General features: G+C 67.4%; 13 protein-coding genes and 1 pseudogene. 8 read left to right on the top strand and 6 right to left on the bottom strand.

Features of this window, described 5'->3' with window-relative positions; all coding sequences use genetic code 11:
- Window positions 1-585: 585 nt before the first annotated feature.
- Window positions 586-2,421: an acyl-CoA dehydrogenase gene (locus ACJH7A_RS06995; RefSeq protein ID WP_133425841.1), complete on the top strand. Its 1,836-nt coding sequence runs from the start codon at window positions 586-588 to the stop codon at window positions 2,419-2,421.
- A gap of 185 nt (window positions 2,422-2,606) precedes the next feature.
- Here ACJH7A_RS06995 and ACJH7A_RS06990 read toward each other — a convergent pair whose 3' ends face one another.
- Both ACJH7A_RS06990 and ACJH7A_RS06985 read right to left on the bottom strand, forming a co-directional pair.
- Window positions 2,607-3,503, bottom strand: coding sequence for a DUF559 domain-containing protein (locus ACJH7A_RS06990; protein WP_406801657.1), 897 nt, complete (start codon window positions 3,501-3,503; stop codon window positions 2,607-2,609).
- A gap of 340 nt (window positions 3,504-3,843) precedes the next feature.
- A complete protein-coding gene (locus ACJH7A_RS06985; RefSeq protein WP_406801656.1) occupies window positions 3,844-5,022 on the bottom strand; it encodes a PucR family transcriptional regulator in 1,179 nt (392 codons plus the stop codon).
- A 107-nt stretch (window positions 5,023-5,129) separates the two neighbouring features.
- On the opposite strand from ACJH7A_RS06985, the gene ACJH7A_RS06980 reads away from it, so the two are divergent.
- From ACJH7A_RS06980 to phaZ, 3 genes and pseudogenes are all read left to right on the top strand, one after another.
- On the top strand, window positions 5,130-6,632 hold the full coding sequence (locus tag ACJH7A_RS06980) for a long-chain-fatty-acid--CoA ligase (RefSeq protein ID WP_406801655.1): 1,503 nt from the start codon (window positions 5,130-5,132) through the stop codon (window positions 6,630-6,632).
- 1 nt (window position 6,633) lies between these two features.
- Window positions 6,634-8,319 (top strand): annotated as a pseudogene (locus ACJH7A_RS06975) (PHA/PHB synthase family protein).
- On the top strand, window positions 8,316-9,134 hold the full coding sequence (phaZ, locus tag ACJH7A_RS06970) for a poly(3-hydroxyalkanoate) depolymerase (protein ID WP_406801654.1): 819 nt from the start codon (window positions 8,316-8,318) through the stop codon (window positions 9,132-9,134). Before ACJH7A_RS06975 ends, phaZ begins: the two are co-directional and overlap by 4 nt.
- A gap of 163 nt (window positions 9,135-9,297) precedes the next feature.
- Here phaZ and ACJH7A_RS06965 read toward each other — a convergent pair whose 3' ends face one another.
- The 3 genes from ACJH7A_RS06965 to ACJH7A_RS06955 form a co-directional block, all read right to left on the bottom strand.
- On the bottom strand, window positions 9,298-9,657 hold the full coding sequence (locus tag ACJH7A_RS06965) for a hypothetical protein (RefSeq protein ID WP_406801653.1): 360 nt from the start codon (window positions 9,655-9,657) through the stop codon (window positions 9,298-9,300).
- Window positions 9,658-9,992: 335 nt separating this feature from the next.
- On the bottom strand, window positions 9,993-10,706 hold the full coding sequence (locus ACJH7A_RS06960; protein ID WP_406801652.1) for a VIT family protein: 714 nt from the start codon (window positions 10,704-10,706) through the stop codon (window positions 9,993-9,995).
- A 61-nt stretch (window positions 10,707-10,767) separates the two neighbouring features.
- Window positions 10,768-11,733 (bottom strand): TIGR03564 family F420-dependent LLM class oxidoreductase, encoded by a 966-nt coding sequence (locus ACJH7A_RS06955; protein WP_406801651.1) that lies wholly within the window; start codon window positions 11,731-11,733, stop codon window positions 10,768-10,770.
- On the opposite strand from ACJH7A_RS06955, the gene ACJH7A_RS06950 reads away from it, so the two are divergent.
- Together ACJH7A_RS06950 and ACJH7A_RS06945 are read left to right on the top strand one after the other, a co-directional pair.
- Entirely contained in the window at window positions 11,732-12,847 is a 1,116-nt protein-coding gene (locus ACJH7A_RS06950) for a TDT family transporter (protein WP_406801650.1), read from the top strand. The genes ACJH7A_RS06955 and ACJH7A_RS06950 overlap by 2 nt on opposite strands.
- Window positions 12,844-13,167 carry a DUF488 domain-containing protein gene (locus ACJH7A_RS06945; RefSeq protein WP_406801649.1) on the top strand — a complete coding sequence of 108 codons (324 nt, stop codon included), beginning with the start codon at window positions 12,844-12,846 and terminating at the stop codon, window positions 13,165-13,167. Before ACJH7A_RS06950 ends, ACJH7A_RS06945 begins: the two co-directional genes overlap by 4 nt.
- A gap of 210 nt (window positions 13,168-13,377) precedes the next feature.
- Here the strand turns inward: ACJH7A_RS06945 and ACJH7A_RS06940 are convergent, their stop codons facing one another.
- Entirely contained in the window at window positions 13,378-14,685 is a 1,308-nt protein-coding gene (locus ACJH7A_RS06940; protein ID WP_406801648.1) for an acetyl-CoA C-acetyltransferase, read from the bottom strand.
- Between the two features lie 145 nt (window positions 14,686-14,830).
- On the opposite strand from ACJH7A_RS06940, the gene ACJH7A_RS06935 reads away from it, so the two are divergent.
- The gene (locus tag ACJH7A_RS06935; protein ID WP_406801647.1) at window positions 14,831-16,192 is read left to right on the top strand and encodes a 3-oxoacyl-ACP reductase; all 1,362 of its coding nucleotides are present in this window, start codon (window positions 14,831-14,833) and stop codon (window positions 16,190-16,192) included.
- 4 nt (window positions 16,193-16,196) lie between these two features.
- Window positions 16,197-17,039, top strand: coding sequence for a MaoC/PaaZ C-terminal domain-containing protein (locus tag ACJH7A_RS06930; protein ID WP_406801646.1), 843 nt, complete (start codon window positions 16,197-16,199; stop codon window positions 17,037-17,039).
- Window positions 17,040-17,201: the final 162 nt, after the last annotated feature.

The following is a 17,201-nucleotide window of genomic DNA, read 5'->3' as shown; positions in this document are numbered from 1 at the left end:
GGTCTGAACCGGCCGCGTGCACACCCAGTCCTTTGGGCCTACCAGCCCAGAAATACCCCGCACTGGCGTCAATAAGTTATTGACGTGCGCGAGCAATTCTGTCAGGCTCGAGCCCCGGGAACGCGACCGCCGACCGGATCGCCGTCGCCCCCATGTTGCCTGTGCCCCACACCGCTACCCGACGCATACCTCACATAACCACGGCATGGTGACCCGCCTCACAGCGACCCCCCAGGATTGCCGTCGGACCGCGCCGATTCGGGCGCTGAGATCACGGCGGGCGTAAGCCTTCGCATCCACCGCGAAGACGCCACAACAGGGCTCCCATTGGCCCCAACTGACACGTCATCCTCAGTTCCGGAAGTTTCCGGTGGCGGACATCACATTCGGACTAAACTGCAGGTCAGCGGCCATAAACCGGTCGCGAAACCACCCCGTTCAACCACTGGGTTGGTTAGCTGCGAAAAATTTGCTCTTGACTGCTTTGCGATGAAGTTACCCGGCGGTATAGTTAGCCCCAGTTACTGGTGGGTAACTTAGCCCTGAGTACCCAACCCCTACAGTCCATCTCATCGAGGAGAAATCGTGGGCCACTACAAGAGCAACGTCCGTGACCAGGTGTTCAACCTGTTCGAGGTCTTCGGCGTAGACAAGGCGATGGGTGAAGGCAAGTTCGCCGACCTGGACGCCGACACCGCCGGTGAAATGCTCAACGAGATCGCGCGCCTGGCCGAGGGCCCGATCGCCGATTCGTTCGCCGACGGCGACCGCAACCCGCCGGTCTTCGACCCCGCGACCCACACCGTCACCCTGCCCGCGCCCTTCAAGAAGTCGATGCGTGCCCTGCTCGACGGCGGCTGGGACAAGGTCGGCCTGAAGGAAGAGCTCGGCGGCATGCCGATGCCCCGCGCGCTGCAGTGGGCCCTCATCGAGCACGTCCTCGGCGCCAACCCGGCCGCCTACATGTACGCCATGGGCTCGGGCATGTGCGAAATCTTCTACAACAACGGCACCGACGAGCAGAAGAAGTGGGCCGTTCTGGCTGCCGAGCGCGGCTGGGGCGCCACCATGGTGCTGACCGAGCCCGACGCCGGTTCTGACGTGGGCGCCGGCCGCACCAAGGCCACCCAGCAGGCCGACGGCACCTGGCACATCGACGGTGTGAAGCGATTCATCACCTCGGCCGACTCGGACGACCTGTTCGAAAACATCATGCACCTGGTCCTGGCCCGCCCCGAGGGCGCCGGCCCGGGCACCAAGGGTCTGTCGCTGTTCTTCGTGCCGAAGTTCCACTTCGACCCCGAGACCGGTGAGCCCGGCGAGCGCAACGGCGCCTTCGTCACCAACGTCGAGCACAAGATGGGCCTGAAGGTTTCGGCCACCTGTGAGCTGACCCTCGGCCAGCACGGCATCCCCGCCGTCGGTTGGCTCGTCGGCGAGGTCCACAACGGCATTGCGCAGATGTTCGACGTCATCGAGCAGGCCCGCATGATGGTCGGCACCAAGGCCATCGCGACCCTGTCGACCGGCTACCTGAACGCTCTCGAGTACGCCAAGACCCGCATCCAGGGCGCTGACCTGACCCAGATGATGGACAAGACCGCTCCGCGCGTCTCGATCATGCACCACCCGGACGTTCGCCGGGCGCTGCTGACCCAGAAGTCCTACGCCGAGGGCCTGCGCGCCGTGTACCTGTACACCGCGTCGTTCCAGGACCCCGAGGTCGCCAAGGCCGTTCACGGTGTGGACGCCGAGCTGGCCTTCAAGGTCAACGACCTGATGCTCCCGATCGTCAAGGGCGTCGGCTCCGAGCGGGCCTACGAGAAGCTGACCGAGTCGCTGCAGACCTTCGGTGGTTCCGGCTTCCTGCAGGACTACCCGGTCGAGCAGTACATCCGTGACGCGAAGATCGACTCGCTGTACGAAGGCACCACCGCCATCCAGGCGCAGGACTTCTTCTTCCGCAAGATCATCCGCGACAAGGGCCAGGCCCTGGCGTTCGTCGCCGGCGAGATCGAGCAGCTGATCAAGAACCAGGACGGCAACGGCCGCCTGAAGGCCGAGCGCGAGCTGCTCGCCACCGCCCTGGGCGACGTCCAGAGCATGGCCGCCAGCCTGACCGGCTACCTGATGGCCGCTCAGGAAGACCCGAAGTCCATCTACAAGGTGGGCCTGGGCTCGGTGCGCTTCCTGCTGGCCGTCGGTGACCTGGTCATCGGCTGGCTGCTGCTGAAGCAGGCCGCGGTCGCCATCAAGGCGCTCGACGAGGGCGCCACCGGCGACGACCGCGCGTTCTACGAGGGCAAGATCGCGTCGGCGTCGTTCTTCGCCAAGAACATGCTGCCGCTGCTGACCAGCGTTCGCTCGGTCATCGAGTCCGTCGACAACGAGGCCATGGAGCTGGACGAAGCGTCCTTCTGATCCTCACCAAGAACAGCAGCCCCCGGCATTCGCCGGGGGCTGCTGTTTTTGGCTGTGCGCCAGCGCAGAACTCTTGCGAGTCGGCGCCTGCGTAGACGCACACCCAACGCGAGGGCGTCCCCTCGTCCCGTTGACCGTGCGCCACAGCAGAACTTCTATGAGTAGCCGTCTGCCAAGACGCACAGTCAACGCATCAGGTCCAGCGGAGGCCCTGGAAGGGGCGGCGTGCGCCCGGCAACTCCGAGTCCTGGCCGCCAGAGGCGATTCCACTCGCGCTCCACCCGCGCAATCACGGACGCCTTGCGATGCCCTGCGGCAACCCTGACATGGGTCCACCCGACTTGCGCGATGTAGTCGGCACGCTCGATGTCGTAGGCGAGCGACTCAGCATGTTGCGCACCGTCGTACTCGACCGCAAGCATCAGTTCCTCCCAGCCCATGTCGAGGAAATACTTCGGGTTGCCGTCGGGCCCAGGTACCGGTATCTGAGTCTGAGGTTTGGGAAACCCCGCGCCGATCAACGTCAATCGCAATCGAGTTTCCTGCGGCGAATGGCCGCCGGGGTCGAACAAGCCCAGCGCCGGCTCCAGTTGCCTCAAGCCCCTGGCATGCGGGTGGCGCGTAGCCAGCGCCAGAACATCGTCGGCCGTGAATCCGGTAGCTCGAGCCAGGGCGTCGAGGCGCGCCACAGCAGATCCGATCAGCTCCCGACGGCCAAGGTCGAACGCCGTCCGCTCCACGCTGGTGACGAGCAACCCGTCGACGCGGGTGACCTCGTCGCCGTAGACCAGGTCGCGGCGAGTGACCACGCCGCGAGGTGCGCGGATTTTGGCGCTGATCAGTTCAATGCGAATGTCGTCGGCCACCCAACTCGCGCCATGAAGAGCTGACGCAGCGGCTCCCGCGACGACGCCTTCCCGACCCGTCCACAACCACGCGGCTGTCGTGCGCTGCTGGAGCGACAGCTCTGTCCGCTTGTCCACGTAGATCTTCGGCATGAGCAGCCGGTAGTAGCGGCTGAGCTCGTAGCGGTTGAGCATGCCGGAGGCCAGGGCCTCGCTACCGACGAATGGTTCGGTCATAGCGACACCGTCTCCGCGGCCGCAGACATCTACTGCAGTGTCAGCCACACCGGAGGCGGCGCTTGTGGACGGATCGCGAACTGTGGATAGCCTGCGCCCGCGTGATGCCGGACGCACACTCGATCCCCGGCCATCTCCGCACCGGTTGACTGTGCGCCACAGCCGACTTTCTGCGAGTGGAGGCCTGCCAAGGCGCACGGTGAACTCCCGGGATCATTGACTGTGCGCCACAGCAGAATCTCTGCGAGTAGCCGTCTGCCAAGCCGCACGATCAACGCCTCGGCGCCCCGCGAGCCGAGCCGCGACCCGAGCCCCGCCCTGCCCGGCCCGCGAGCCCCACCTAGTCCGGCAGGCGCTGACTGATCTCGAACGCCAGGCACAGCTCGGCGACGTCGCGGGGACGGGACAGGGACCGTCCCGTCCGCTCCTCGATGCGATGCAGCCGGTGCCGAATGGTGTTGGGGTGACAGAAGATTGCCGCAGCCGCTTCGTTGGCGGAACCACCGGCGTCGAGCCACGCCTGGAAGGTCTGGGAGAGGACGGCCCGCTCCTCGGCGGGCAGCCCACGGAGCCCGCCGAGCACCGACTCCTCGATGCGGTTCATCACCTCGGGCGCGCTGACCGCGGCGAACGCCAGCGGCGCGTCGTCGAAGGCGCAGACGAAGCCGTCGCGGCTCGGCTTGCCGGCCACCGCCAGCCGGGCCAGGCGCAGGCCCTCGCCCGTCTCCGCCAAACTTGCGAACGCCGGGCTCAGGCCGACGCGCGCCGTCGCGATCTTGCGCAGCACCTCGACCAGCACGCCGTACGTCGCGTCCTGCCGCAGGTGCACGACGCCGACCTGCAGGTCGGGCAGCAGGCGCCAGGCCGAGCGGATGTCGCGGGCCGCGAGCTTGCTCGCGATCTCGGGTAGCCCGAGCTTGCCGATGGCCGGAATCTCCGCCGCCGCAACCACATACGGACCCGTCGTGGGCAGTCCCAGCAGATCGGCTGCCTCCCAGAGACTCTGGTTGTCGGTGATGCGCCCGAGCAGCACCGCCTCGACCAGAGCCGACCGCTCCTCTTCCCGATCCATGATCTGGCTGGTGAGCTGCTCGCGGTAGGCGCCGGTCATCGCCTGGGTGAACTCGTCCTGGCTCAGGAAGATGCGCGCACTGGCCTCGAGGATGGATTCGGTCGGGATGCCGGCCTCCCGCGCGGCGGCGACGCTGCTCTCCCACATGAAGCGGAAACCGATGCGATAGGCCGTCATCACCGCGGCCAACGGGATGCCCTCGACGGCGCGTTGCCGGCCGGTCGCTTCCGCCGGCGACAGGTCGGCCTCGCCGTCAGCGCAGAGGGTGTGGAACACGAAAGTCATGTTGGCGACGCAACTTTCGCGCACGTTGTCGCGCGCCGACGGGGTGGTGCGGTAGCCGTCGATGCGGCTGTAGATGCGGTCGGCCAGTTGCTCGCCGAGAGTCTCCACGCGCGTCAGCATGATCCGGCTGAGTTCCCGCATGTGCTCCTCGACCCCGGCCATCAGCCAACCTTAGGCGAGGCGCCGATTGTGGCCGGTCACATTTGGCGGTGGTCACTGTTGTTCCCGCCACCATCGCCTCTGGGACCGCGCGGAATCACGCTTGATACATGACCAACCTGAGCCAGAACCTCGTCGCCAGCGCCACCCGCCGCCCCGACAGCGTCGCGCTGCGCTGCGACGACCAGACCTACACGTACGCCCAGTTCGACGACGCCGCCGCCCGCGTCGCCACGCTGCTGCGGCAGGCCGGCATCGAACCGGGTGACCGCGTGGGCGTCATGCTGCCGAACGGTCCGGCCTTCGCCGCCGCGTTCTACGGGATCCTGTACGCCGGCGCCGTCGCGGTGCCGATGAACCCGCTGCTCAAGGCGCCCGAGATCGAGTTCTACCTCTCCAACACCACGGCGAAGGCCCTGTTCGCCCCGCCGGCCTTCGCCGACGAAGCGCGGGCCGGTGCCGCCGCGGCGAGCGCGGGCTGGTGGATCGTCGACGACGCCGGGTTGGCGGCGCTGATCGCGGACCTCCCGGCCCAACCGGCGCCGGTCGAGCGCGCCGGCGACGACACCGCCGTCGTCCTGCACACGTCGGGTACGACGGGCAAGCCCAAGGGCGCCGAGCTGACCCACGGCGGCCTGGGCCGTAATGCCGACGTCTGCGTGCGGACGCTGCTAAACATCGGGCCCGACGACGTCGTCATGGGTTGCCTGCCGCTGTTCCATGTGTTCGGCCTGACGTGTGGCCTGAACTCGGCAGTGCTGGCCGGTGCGACGCTGAGCCTGCTGCCGCGCTTCGACCCGGCCCGGACGCTCGAGTTGATCGAGCGCGACGGCGTCACCATCTTCGAGGGCGTGCCGACCATGTACTCGGCACTGCTGGCCGCGGCCGGCACGACGTCGACGGACACGCTGCGGATCGCCGTCTCGGGCGGCGCCGCGATCCCGGTACAGGTGCTGCAGGACTTCGAGAAGACTTTCGACTGCCCCGTGCTGGAGGGCTACGGCCTGTCCGAGACCTCGCCGGTGGCGGCGTTCAACCACCCGAACCGGCCGCGCAAGCCCGGTTCGATCGGTACGCCGGTCGAGGGGGTCGAGATGCGCGTGGTCGACAACGACGGCGCCGAGGTGGCGCAAGGCGAGCCCGGCGAAATCCAGATTCGCGGGCACAACGTCATGAAGGGCTACTGGAACCTGCCCGAGGCCACCGCGGAAGCCATCAACGCCGACGGCTGGTTCGCCACCGGCGACATCGCCCGGACCGATGAAGACGGCTACTACTACATCGTCGATCGCAAGAAGGCGCTCATCATCCGTGGCGGTTTCAACGTCTACCCCCGCGAGATCGAAGAGGTGCTGTACACCCACCCGGCGGTCGCCGAGGCGGCTGTCGTGGGCATCCCGCACGACTCGCTCGGCGAGGAGGTCGGCGCCGCCGTCAGCCTCAAGCCCGGCATCGAGGTCGCCGCCGATGAACTCCGCGAGTTCGTCAAGAGCCAGGTGGCCGCCTACAAGTACCCGCGACGCATCTGGTTCCTCGACGACCTGCCCAAGGGCCCGACCGGGAAGCTCCTCCGTCGCGAAATCACCATCCCCACAACGGAAAGCGACAACTGAGATGGCAACCCTGCACCCCGAAGAGCTCGCCGCACCACTGGACCTGCTACTGACCAGCGCCACCAAACCGTTCGCCCGCCGGATGCTGCCCGACCAGACGTGGGCCCGCATGGCCGTCAGCCTGGCCAAGCAGCCCGGCACTCTGCTGGAGCGTGGCAAGGAGCTGGCCGGCGAGCTCGGCGAGATCGCCACCGGCGACTCCGACCGGGCACCACAACGCGCCGACAAGCGCTTCAGTGACGCTGCGTGGCAACAGAATCCACTCCTGCACCGCATCATGCAGGGCTACCTCGCCGCATCGGACACCGCTGAGAAGCTGTTCTCCGACGCCGATCTGGACTGGCGCGACGAAGCCCGCATGCGGTTCGTCTTCGACAACGCCATCGAGGGCCTGGCCCCCACCAACAACCCGTAGATCAGCCCGCTGGGCTGGAAGGCGATGATCGACACCGGCGGCCTCAGCGCCGTCCGCGGTTTGAAAGCCTTTGCCCGCGACATGATGTCGTCACCCCGGGTGCCGGCCATGGTCGAGCCGGACGCCTACACCGTCGGCGAGACGGTCGCCGTCACCAAAGGTGCTGTGGTGCTGCAGACCCGGATGTTCGAGCTGATCCAGTACGCACCCCAGACCCCGACCGTCCACACAGTGCCGCTGCTGATGGTGCCGCCGGTGATCAACAAGTACTACGTCATGGACATCGCTCCGGGCCGCAGCATGATCGAGTACTTCGTGCAGCAGGAGCAGCAGGTGTTCGCCATCTCGTGGCGCAATCCGCAGGCCCGGCACAAGGATTGGGACATCAACGCCTACGGCGCCGCCATCATCGAGGCCATCGACGCGGTGCGGGCGATCTGCGGCACGGCCGGCGCCCACCTGATGGCGAGCTGCTCCGGTGGCATCATCACCGCCATGACCGCGGCACACCTGGCCGAGACCGGCGACGCCGACAAAGTCGCCAGCCTCACCCTGGCGGTGACGGTGCTGGACCAGGACCGCGCCGGATTCGCTTCTGCCGCAATGAGTGACCGCGCGGCACAGGCCGCGATCGCCACGTCCGCGAAGAAGTGCTATCTCGACGGCAAAGCCATGGCCGAGATGTTCGCCTGGCTGCGGCCGACCGATCTGGTGTGGCGGTACTGGGTGAACAACTACGTGCAGGGCCGCAGCCCGGCGGCGTTCGACGTGCTGTTCTGGAACGCCGACACCACCCGCATGGCGGCCGCACTGCACCGCGACATGGTGTTGATGGGCCTGCACAATTCACTGGTCACGCCCGGTGCGGTGAGCATGCTCGGCACACCCGTCGACCTGTCCAAGATCACGTGCGACGCCTACGTCATCGGCGGCATCGCCGACCACATCTCGCCGTGGCAGGCCACCTACCGCAGCGCGAAGTTGTTGGGCAGCAAGGACAACCGCTACGTGCTGTCCACCAGCGGCCACATCGCGGCACTGGTCAACCCGCCCGGGAACCCGAAGGCGTCGTACCGGATCGCCCAGGTGACCGATGGAACGCCGGAGGAATGGCTGACCGAGGCCGAAAAGTCCAGTGACTCCTGGTGGCCCGACTACGTCGCGTGGCTGGCCGAACGCAGCGGCGACGACATCGACGCCCCGACGACGCTGGGCGCCGAGGGCTTCATCGCCGTCGGCCCCGCACCCGGCACGTACGTGCTGCAGAAATGACCGTCACCGAGCGGTATGTGTCCGTCGGCGGTCAGCGGCTTCGGGTCCGGGTTGACCGCGGCACCGATCCCAATGCGGTTCCACTGGTGCTGTGCAACGGCATCGGCGCCAGCCTCGAGGTGCTCGACCCGTTGGTCGAGCACCTGCCGGACACCACGATCATCCGGTTCGACGTGCCCGGCACCGGCGGATCGCCAACATCGTTCGCGCCCTATGGCTTTCCGTACTTGGCCTGGGTCATGGGGCGGATGCTGAACAAGCTGGGGTTCACCGTCGTCGACGTCCTGGGCCTGTCCTGGGGCGGGGCGCTGGCACAGCAATTCGCGTTCCAGAACCCGCGGCGCTGCCGTCGGCTGGTGCTGGTGGCCACCGGAACCGGGGCGGTAATGATTCCCGGGCATCCTCGGGTGCTGGCGAAAATGTTGACGCCGAAGCGGTTCTCGAATGCGTCGTACGCCGCCTCGATCGCCGGGGAACTCTACGGTGGCACGGTCCGTCAGCACGGCGACGACATCGCGAAGCTGTTCCTGCAGCAGCTGCATGCGGGTTCGAAGATGGGCTACGTGCACCAGCTGATGGCCGGCGCAGTGTGGACCAGCATCCACGCGTTGCCCGCTGTCCGTCAGGAGACGCTGATCGTGGCTGGCACGGACGACCCGATCATCCCGGTGGCCAACGCGCGCATCATGAATTTCCTGATGCCGCATTCGCACCTGCACCTGCACTCCGGCGGGCACGTCGACCTCATCACCAACGCCGACGAGTTGGCACCGGTGATCGCCACGTTCCTCAATGAGCCGGGGGCACGCGCCTGAACGAGCTTGGGAAACGCGTCTGATCGCGGGCAGTGGGCACGTGCCGGGCCGACCCAGCGCAGACCTCTCTCCCTTGGCACATGCGATCTGGAGCGGTCAACGTGCCTTGACCGTCAAGGCACGTTGACCGCTCCAGACGAAACATGTGCGGGCAGACGCCCGACTAATCGAGTGTCCGGTCCCGGAACCGGCTGTGCAGGGCTTGCTTGGAAACGCCGAGAACACGGGCAATCTCGGGCCACGTCCACCCGGCCGAGCGGGCCTGGATGACGGCCTGGTCATAACACTCTTTCGCGGCGGCCAGTCCGTCACGAGCATCGGCGAGGGCGCGCACGCTGTTTCCGCTGTAGAAGTCGGCCAACACCGGGTCGGGTTCGGGTTCACGCTCCTCGAACACGTCATCGTCGGGCAAGTCGTCATCGAGGCCATTGAGGGCACGGTAGGCGCCCTCCTCGCCCAGGAGATCCACCAGCGCACGACGACCCAGCTCACGCATGTACGGGTCATCACTCGGTCCACCCATGCTTTACCCCTCCCCAGAGATATTCGGGAAGTATGCGCGCGGGCACCGACAGGTCCCGCGGACTTCTAGGACATGTTCGATCTGGAGTGGTCAATGTGCCTTGACGGTCAAGGCACATTGACCGTTCCAAATCGCATGTGCCGCAGGAGAGCCGACACGCCAATTCCGACACGCCGACAACGCCAGCAAGGACGGCGGGGTCGGTCGGGCTCGGGCGGCGGCCGGTAAGAACTGCGGGCGGTCCGTCGGGCTCAGGCGACGACGCCGGTAAGAACTGCCGGCGGTCCGTCGGGCTAAGGCGACGCCGGCAAGAACCGCGGCCCGCACAACCGGATTCAGGCGATGACGCCGCCGACGAGATGGCCGACAAGATAGGTGGCGCTCAACGCCAGGGCGCCGCCTATCACGTTGCGTGCCACAGCCTTTCCGACGGATGCGCCACCGAGCCGGGCCGACACCACGCCCGTGATCGCCAGCGCCAGGAGCACCGCGAACATGGTCACCGGAACGCGGAGCGCCATCGGGGGCAGCAGGATCGCGATCAAGGGCAACAACGCCCCGACGGTGAACGACACCGCCGACGAGAACGCCGCCGCCCACGGATTCGCCAAATCACCTGGCGTGATACCCAATTCGACCACCGCATGCGCCGCAAACGCATTGTGATCGGTCAGCTCCTCGGCGGCGGTGCGGGCCGTCGGCGTCGACAGTCCCCGGCCTTCCAGCAGGCCGGCCAGCTCCTCGAGTTCGGCCGCGGGATCTTCTTGAAGCTCGCGCTTCTCCTTGGCCAGCAGGGCCTGTTCGGTGTCGCGCTGGGAACTCACGGACACATACTCGCCCAAGGCCATCGACACCGCACCGGCCACCAATCCGGCCATACCGGCGGTGAAGATCGGCCCGCGCTCCACCGTCGCGGCCGCGACACCGACGACGATGCCGGCAGTCGACACAATGCCGTCATTGGCGCCGAGCACGCCGGCGCGCAACCAGTTCAGCTTCGACGCAACCGAACCCGCGTGGGGCTCGGCATCATGGGACGAGATCGCCATTCCTGCAACGCTATGCGGGCCCGCGCCGATCCGCCAGCCAATGAAGCCTTGCCAAACCTGCTCAGGATTCCAGTTTTTTGAGCACCGCGCGGGTCCGGGCCCGGCCTTCGGCGGACGGCTCGAACGTCACGCCGACGTACTCGTCGACACCCGCGGCCTCGAGTTCGGCCAGCCGGTCGCGCACCGTCAGCTCATCGCCGATGATCGCGATGTCCTCCGGACCCGCGTAGCCCTCGCGGTCGAGCATCGCCCGATACGACGGCAGGTGACCGTAGATCGCGAACTGCTCGGCGGCCTGCTTGCGGGCGCCGTCGACATCGTCGGTCACGGCCACCGGAATCGCGGCGACCACCCGGACCGCATCGGCGCGGCCGGCGTCCGCGGCTGCCTGACGCAACGTCGGACTGACATGGCCCGCAAGGGTTTTCGGCCCCGTCATCCAGGTGACGGTGCCCGCGGACCGCCGTCCGGCGATCTGCAGCAGCTTCGGCCCGAGCGCGGCGATATACACCGGCGGGGTCGGTGCGCCAGGGATGATCAGCGCACCGCGGGTGGTCACTGTCTCGCCCGTGGCGTCGGCCTTCTCACCGTTCAGCAGTGGCAGCAAGCCGTCGAGGTATTCGTTGAGCCGGCGTACCGGCTTGTCCCACGGGATGCCCCACATGCCCTCGGTGACGGCCTGGTGCGTCATCCCCAATCCGAGCAGCAGGCGTCCACCCGCCATCTGGCTGATGGTCAGTGCCCGCTGCGCCAGCAGCATCGGGTGCTGATTCTGGATGGGCAGCACACCGGTGCCGGCCTCGATACCGTCGACCTCGCGCAGTCCGACCGTCAGGACCGTGAGAAGGTCTGGCTCATAAGGCATCTGGGCGAACCAGGCCCGGCGGAAGCCCTCGTCACGCAGCTGGTTCAGGTACGCGATGGTGTCATCGACGGGGGATTTGAGACCACTCAACGAACCGATGATGCTGATCTGCACGGGATGCTCCTTGAGGCCGGATTGTGTCACCTGTGAGTATCGAACCATGACGATCGACGCGCCAGAGACTGCCCGGCTGCAATATTTCGGACCCAACTGGTTCGCGTCGGTAATGGGCACGGGCATCGTCGCGACCGCGGCCGCGTCCCTGCCGGTGCACCTGCCGGGGCTGCGGGGATTCGCCGAAGGCGTCTGGGTGATCGCCACCGCGCTGCTGGTGCTGCTGATCGTCGCGGTGTCGGTGCAGTGGGTGCGCCACCCCACGGTGGCGCGCAGCCAGGTGCGCAACCCCCAGATGACGCACTTCTACGGCGCGGCGCCGATGGCGCTGATGACCGTCGGCGTCGGCGCACTGCTGCTCGGCAAGGACCTGATCGGCACGCGCTTCGCCGTCGACCTCGACTGGATCCTGTGGACCGCGGGCACCATCGGGGGCCTGTTCACCGCGATGACCATCCCGTTCCTGATGTTCACGCAGCTGGAAGTCGGCCCGGACGCCGCGTTCGGCGGCTGGCTGATGCCCGTCGTGCCCCCGATGGTGTCGGCGGCCTCCGGCGCCCTGCTGCTGCCGCATCTGCCGCCGGGCACGGCCCGCACCACGATGTTCTACGGCTGCTTCGCGATGTTCGGGCTGTCGCTGATCGCCGCGCTGATCATCATCACGATGATCTGGAGCCGGCTGGCGCACTACGGCACTTCGGGCTCGGCCCGCGTCCCGACGTTGTGGATCGTGCTGGGCCCGCTGGGGCAGGGCATCACCGCCGCGGGGCTGCTGGGGACGGCGGCAGCCTCGGCGATCAGCCCGGAGCTGGCCTCGGGCATGAACATCTTCGCGGTGTTGTTCGGCGTCCCGGTGTGGGGTTTCGCGGTGCTGTGGATCAGCCTCGCCAGTGCGCTGACCGTGCGGACCATGCGGCGCGGCATGCCCTTCGCGCTGACGTGGTGGAGCCTGACGTTCCCCGTCGGCACCTTCGTCACCGGCACGTCGCAGCTCGCCTTGCACACCGGCCTGCCGGCGTTCCGGGTCGCCGCCGTCGTGGCGTACGTCTTCCTGCTGTGTACCTGGGGACTGGTTGCGGTGCGCACGCTGCGTGGCAGTGTCGGAGGCAGCCTGTTCACCCCGCCGCCCGCCCCGGCGGCCATCCACAAGGACCCGAAATGATCGACACTGCGCGGGTGTACGACCCGGTTGATCCAGCCCAGCCGCCACGGGTGACAGTGGACCGCCTGTGGCCCAGAGGGATCCCCAAGGAAGACCCGCGCGTCGGCACCTGGATGCCGCACGTCGCGCCGTCGAACGAGCTACGCAAGTGGTACCACGCGCATCTGGATCAGTACGACGACTTCGCGGCCCGCTACCGCGAGGAGCTGGACTCCTCCGAGGAGCTGGCGAAACTCCGGGCGATGGGCCCCGTCACCCTGACGACCTCGGCCAAGGACGTCACCATCAGCCACGTGCCGATCCTCGCGGCCCTGCTGTAGGGATTTGTGCACGAAAATCCGCGGGTCGCGCGGAAAATCGTGCACAAATCACCCCGAACACGAGAGTGCCCCGTGCCTCCGTCAGGTCGGGGGTCAGACGGAAACACGAGGCACTTGGGGTATCGCTGACGGTTCGCGGGGCGTTACACCCGAGCGATTTGTGCACGAAAATCCGCGGCCGGCGCGGAAAATCGTGCACAAATCGCTGGTCTACGCCTCAAGAATCGCGGTGACGCCCTGGCCACCTGCGGCGCAGATGGAAATCAGGCCGCGGTAGGTCCCGGTCCCTCCGTTCGCGGCCTTCTTCTCGGCGAGCTGCTTGGCCAGCTGGGCCACGATGCGGCCGCCGGTCGCGGCGAACGGGTGCCCCGCGGCCAGCGACGAGCCGTTGACGTTGAGCTTGGACCGGTCGATCGAGCCCAGAGGCGCATCCAGGCCGAGGCGCTCCTTGCAGTACTCGGGCGACTCCCAGGCCGCGAGCGTCGCCAGGACCACGGAGGCGAAGGCCTCGTGGATCTCGTAGAAGTCGAAGTCCTGCAGCGTCAGGCCGTTGCGGGCCAGCAGGCGCGGCACGGCGTAGGTCGGGGCCATGAGCAGGCCGTCGGTGCCGTTGACGTAGTCGACGGCGGCGGTCTCGGAGTCGACGAAGTAGGCCAGCACCGGGATGTTGTGCTCGGCGGCCCACTCGTCGGTCGACAGCAGCGCCACCGACGCGCCGTCGGTCAGCGGGGTCGAGTTGCCGGCGGTCATGGTGGCGTCGCCCAGCTTCACGCCGAAGACGGGCTTGAGCTTGGCCAGCTTCTCGGTCGACGAGTCGGCCCGCAGGTTGTTGTCGCGGTACAGGCCCAGGAACGGGCTGACCAGGTCGTCGAAGAAGCCACGGTCGTAAGCGGCGGCCATGTTCTGGTGGCTGGCGGCGGCCAGGGCATCCTGGTCGGTGCGCTTGACGCCCATCTCCTTGGCGGTCTGGGCCGCGTGCTCGCCCATCGACAGGCCGGTGCGGGCCTCGCTGTTGACCGGAATCTCGACGCCGACGGCGGCCGGCAGCTTGCCGACGAGCTTGAGGCGGTCGACGTTCGACTTGGCGCGGCGCAGGCTCAGCAGCACGCGGCGCAGGTCGTTGCCGAGGGCGATCGGGGCATCCGAGGCGGTGTCCACACCTCCGGCGGCGGCCACCTCGTAGCGGCCGGCGGCGATGCCGTCAGCGGCAGCGATGGCCGACTGCAGACCGGTGCCACACGCCTGCTGGAGGTCGAAGGCCGGGGTGTACGGCGACAGCGAGGTGCCGAGCACACATTCGCGCATGAGATTGAAATCACGGCTGTGCTTGAGGACCGCGCCACCGATCACCATGTCGAGCTTCTCGCCCTTGAGGTTGAAGCGGTCGATCAGACCGTCCAGCGCGGCGGTGAACATGTCCTGGTTGGAGGCATTTGCGTACGCGCCGTCGGATCGGGCGAAGGGAATGCGGTTACCACCCAGGACTGCCACGCGGCGGCGGCTGTTGGACTCGGCCACGGTTTTTCTCCAGTTCGTTGACGTTCGAGGACTGAGGCAAGATGTTGCTTGACGCCCATATTACCCACCGTTCTTACTCTGGAGTAAGTTCGTCTCTGACAAGACGGTTCCGTCTATACGACACACGTCCGCAGAAAGGTCCGCAATGGCTGACGTCCTCTCCCAAGTCCTCACCTCCGGTCCCGGCTCGTTCCTGGCCAAGCAGCTCGGCGTGCCGCAGCCCCAGCCGCTGCGCCGCTACAAGGCCGGCGAACCCCCGCTGAACGGCCCGCTGCTGATCGGCGGCGAAGGCCGTGTCGCCGAGCCGCTGCGCGCCGCCCTCGCCGACGACTACGACCTCGTGGGCAACAACGTCGGCGGCCGCTGGGCCGACTCCTTCGGCGGCCTGCTGTTCGACGCCACCGGCATCACCAAGCCCGAGCAGCTCAAGCAGCTCCACCAGTTCTTCACCCCGGTGTTGCGCAACCTCGCCGCCAACAGCCGCGTCGTCGTCGTCGGCACCACGCCCGACGAGGCCGCCACCATCGACGAGCGCATCGCCCAGCGCGCCCTCGAAGGCTTCACCCGCTCGCTCGGCAAGGAGCTGCAGCGCGGCGCCACCATCGGCCTGGTCTACCTGTCCGCCGCGGCTTCGCCCGCCGCCTCGGGTATCGAGTCGACCGTCCGCTTCCTGCTGTCGGGCAAGTCCGCCTACGTCGACGGCCAGGTGTTCTACGTCGGCGCCGCCGACTCCGTCGCCCCGGCCGACTGGGACAAGCCGCTGGCCGGCAAGGTCGCGCTGGTGACCGGCGCCGCCCGCGGCATCGGCGCGGAGATCGCGCGCGTGTTCGCGCGGGACGGCGCCGCCGTCGTCGCCATCGACGTGCCGCAGGCCGCCGACGCACTCACCGAGACCGCCGCGGCCGTCGGTGGCACGGCGCTGGCCCTGGACGTGACGGCCGACGACGCCGTCGCCCAGATCGTCGCCCACCTGACGGAGCACCACTCGGAAACTTCGGGGGGCAAGGCTCACATACTCGTCAACAACGCCGGCATCACCCGCGACAAGCTGCTCGCCAACATGGACGACGCCCGCTGGGACTCGGTCATCGCCGTGAACCTGCTTGCGCCGCAACGTCTTGCGCAGGGCCTGGTCGAGAACGGCACCATCGGCTCCGGTGGACGGATCGTCGGCCTGTCTTCGATGGCCGGTATCGCCGGTAACCGCGGCCAGACCAACTACGCCGCCACCAAGGCCGGCATGATCGGCATGACCGATGCGTACGCCGAGGTGTTCGGTGAGAAGGGCGTCACCATCAACGCCGTCGCGCCGGGCTTCATCGAGACCAAGATGACCGACGCCATCCCGCTGGCCACCCGCGAGGTCGGCCGTCGCCTGAACTCGCTGTTCCAGGGCGGCCTGCCGGTCGACGTCGCCGAGCTCATCGCCTACTTCGCCAGCCCCGCGTCGAATGCCGTGACCGGCAACACTATTCGGGTCTGCGGCCAGGCCCTGTTGGGAGCGTGACCTGATGTCGCAACCCAACGGATTGCTCAACATGGCACGGGCGGTGGCGGGTGCGCTGCCGTTCGTGTCGCGGGGCTCGACCCTGCCGGCCCGCACCGTCACGGTGTCGGGCCTGACCATCGACCCCAAGAACGTCGCCGAGTACGCCGCGGTGACCGGGCTGCGGTTCGGCGACACCGTGCCGCTGACGTACCCGTTCGCACTGACCTTCCCGACCATGATGTCGCTGGTCACCGGCTTCGATTTCCCTTTCGCCGCAATGGGTTCGGTGCACATCGAGAACCACATCACCCAGTACCGGCCCATCAAGGTGACGGACAAGCTGGACGTGGCGGTGCGGGCGGAGAACCTGCGTGAACACCGCAAGGGCCTGCTGGTCGACATCATCACCGACATCAAGGTCGGCAATGACCTGGTGTGGAACCAGGTCACGACGTTCCTGCACCAGCAGCGGACCAGCCTGTCCGGCGGGCCGAAGCCCGAGCCGGTCAAGCAGCCGAAGCTGCCGCCGCCCAATGCGGTCATCAGCATCACGCCGGGCCAGATTCGGCACTACGCCGATGTCGGCGGCGACCACAACCCGATCCACACCAGCTCGATCGGCGCCAAGCTGTTCGGCTTCCCGACCGCTATAGCGCACGGGATGTTCAGCGCTGCAGCGGTTCTGGCCAACATCGAAGGCCAGCTACCCGATGCCGTTCGATACTCCGTGAAGTTCGGCAAGCCCGTGCTGCTGCCGGCCAAGGTGGGGCTGTACGTCGAGCCCATCGACGGCGGCTGGGAGCTGGCCCTGCGCAACCTGTCGAAGGGTTACCCGCACCTGACGGCGACGGTCACCGAGCTGTAGCTCTCGTGCGCGCCCGGGCGTGTCGGCTCTCCTGCGGCACTTGCGATTTGGAGCCGTCAACTTTCCTTGACCCGTCAGGGAAAGTTGACGATTCCAGCCGAAACATGTTGGGAGACCGGGCTCAAAGCTCGCAATCAACGTGACGTTGATCGAGTAGGTTCA

The sequence above is a fragment of the Mycobacterium sp. SMC-17 genome (genome assembly GCF_045310915.1).
Classification (GTDB): domain Bacteria; phylum Actinomycetota; class Actinomycetes; order Mycobacteriales; family Mycobacteriaceae; genus Mycobacterium.
The sequence above is the reverse complement of the archived record's forward strand: the minus strand, read 5'-3'. Positions and strand labels throughout refer to the sequence as shown.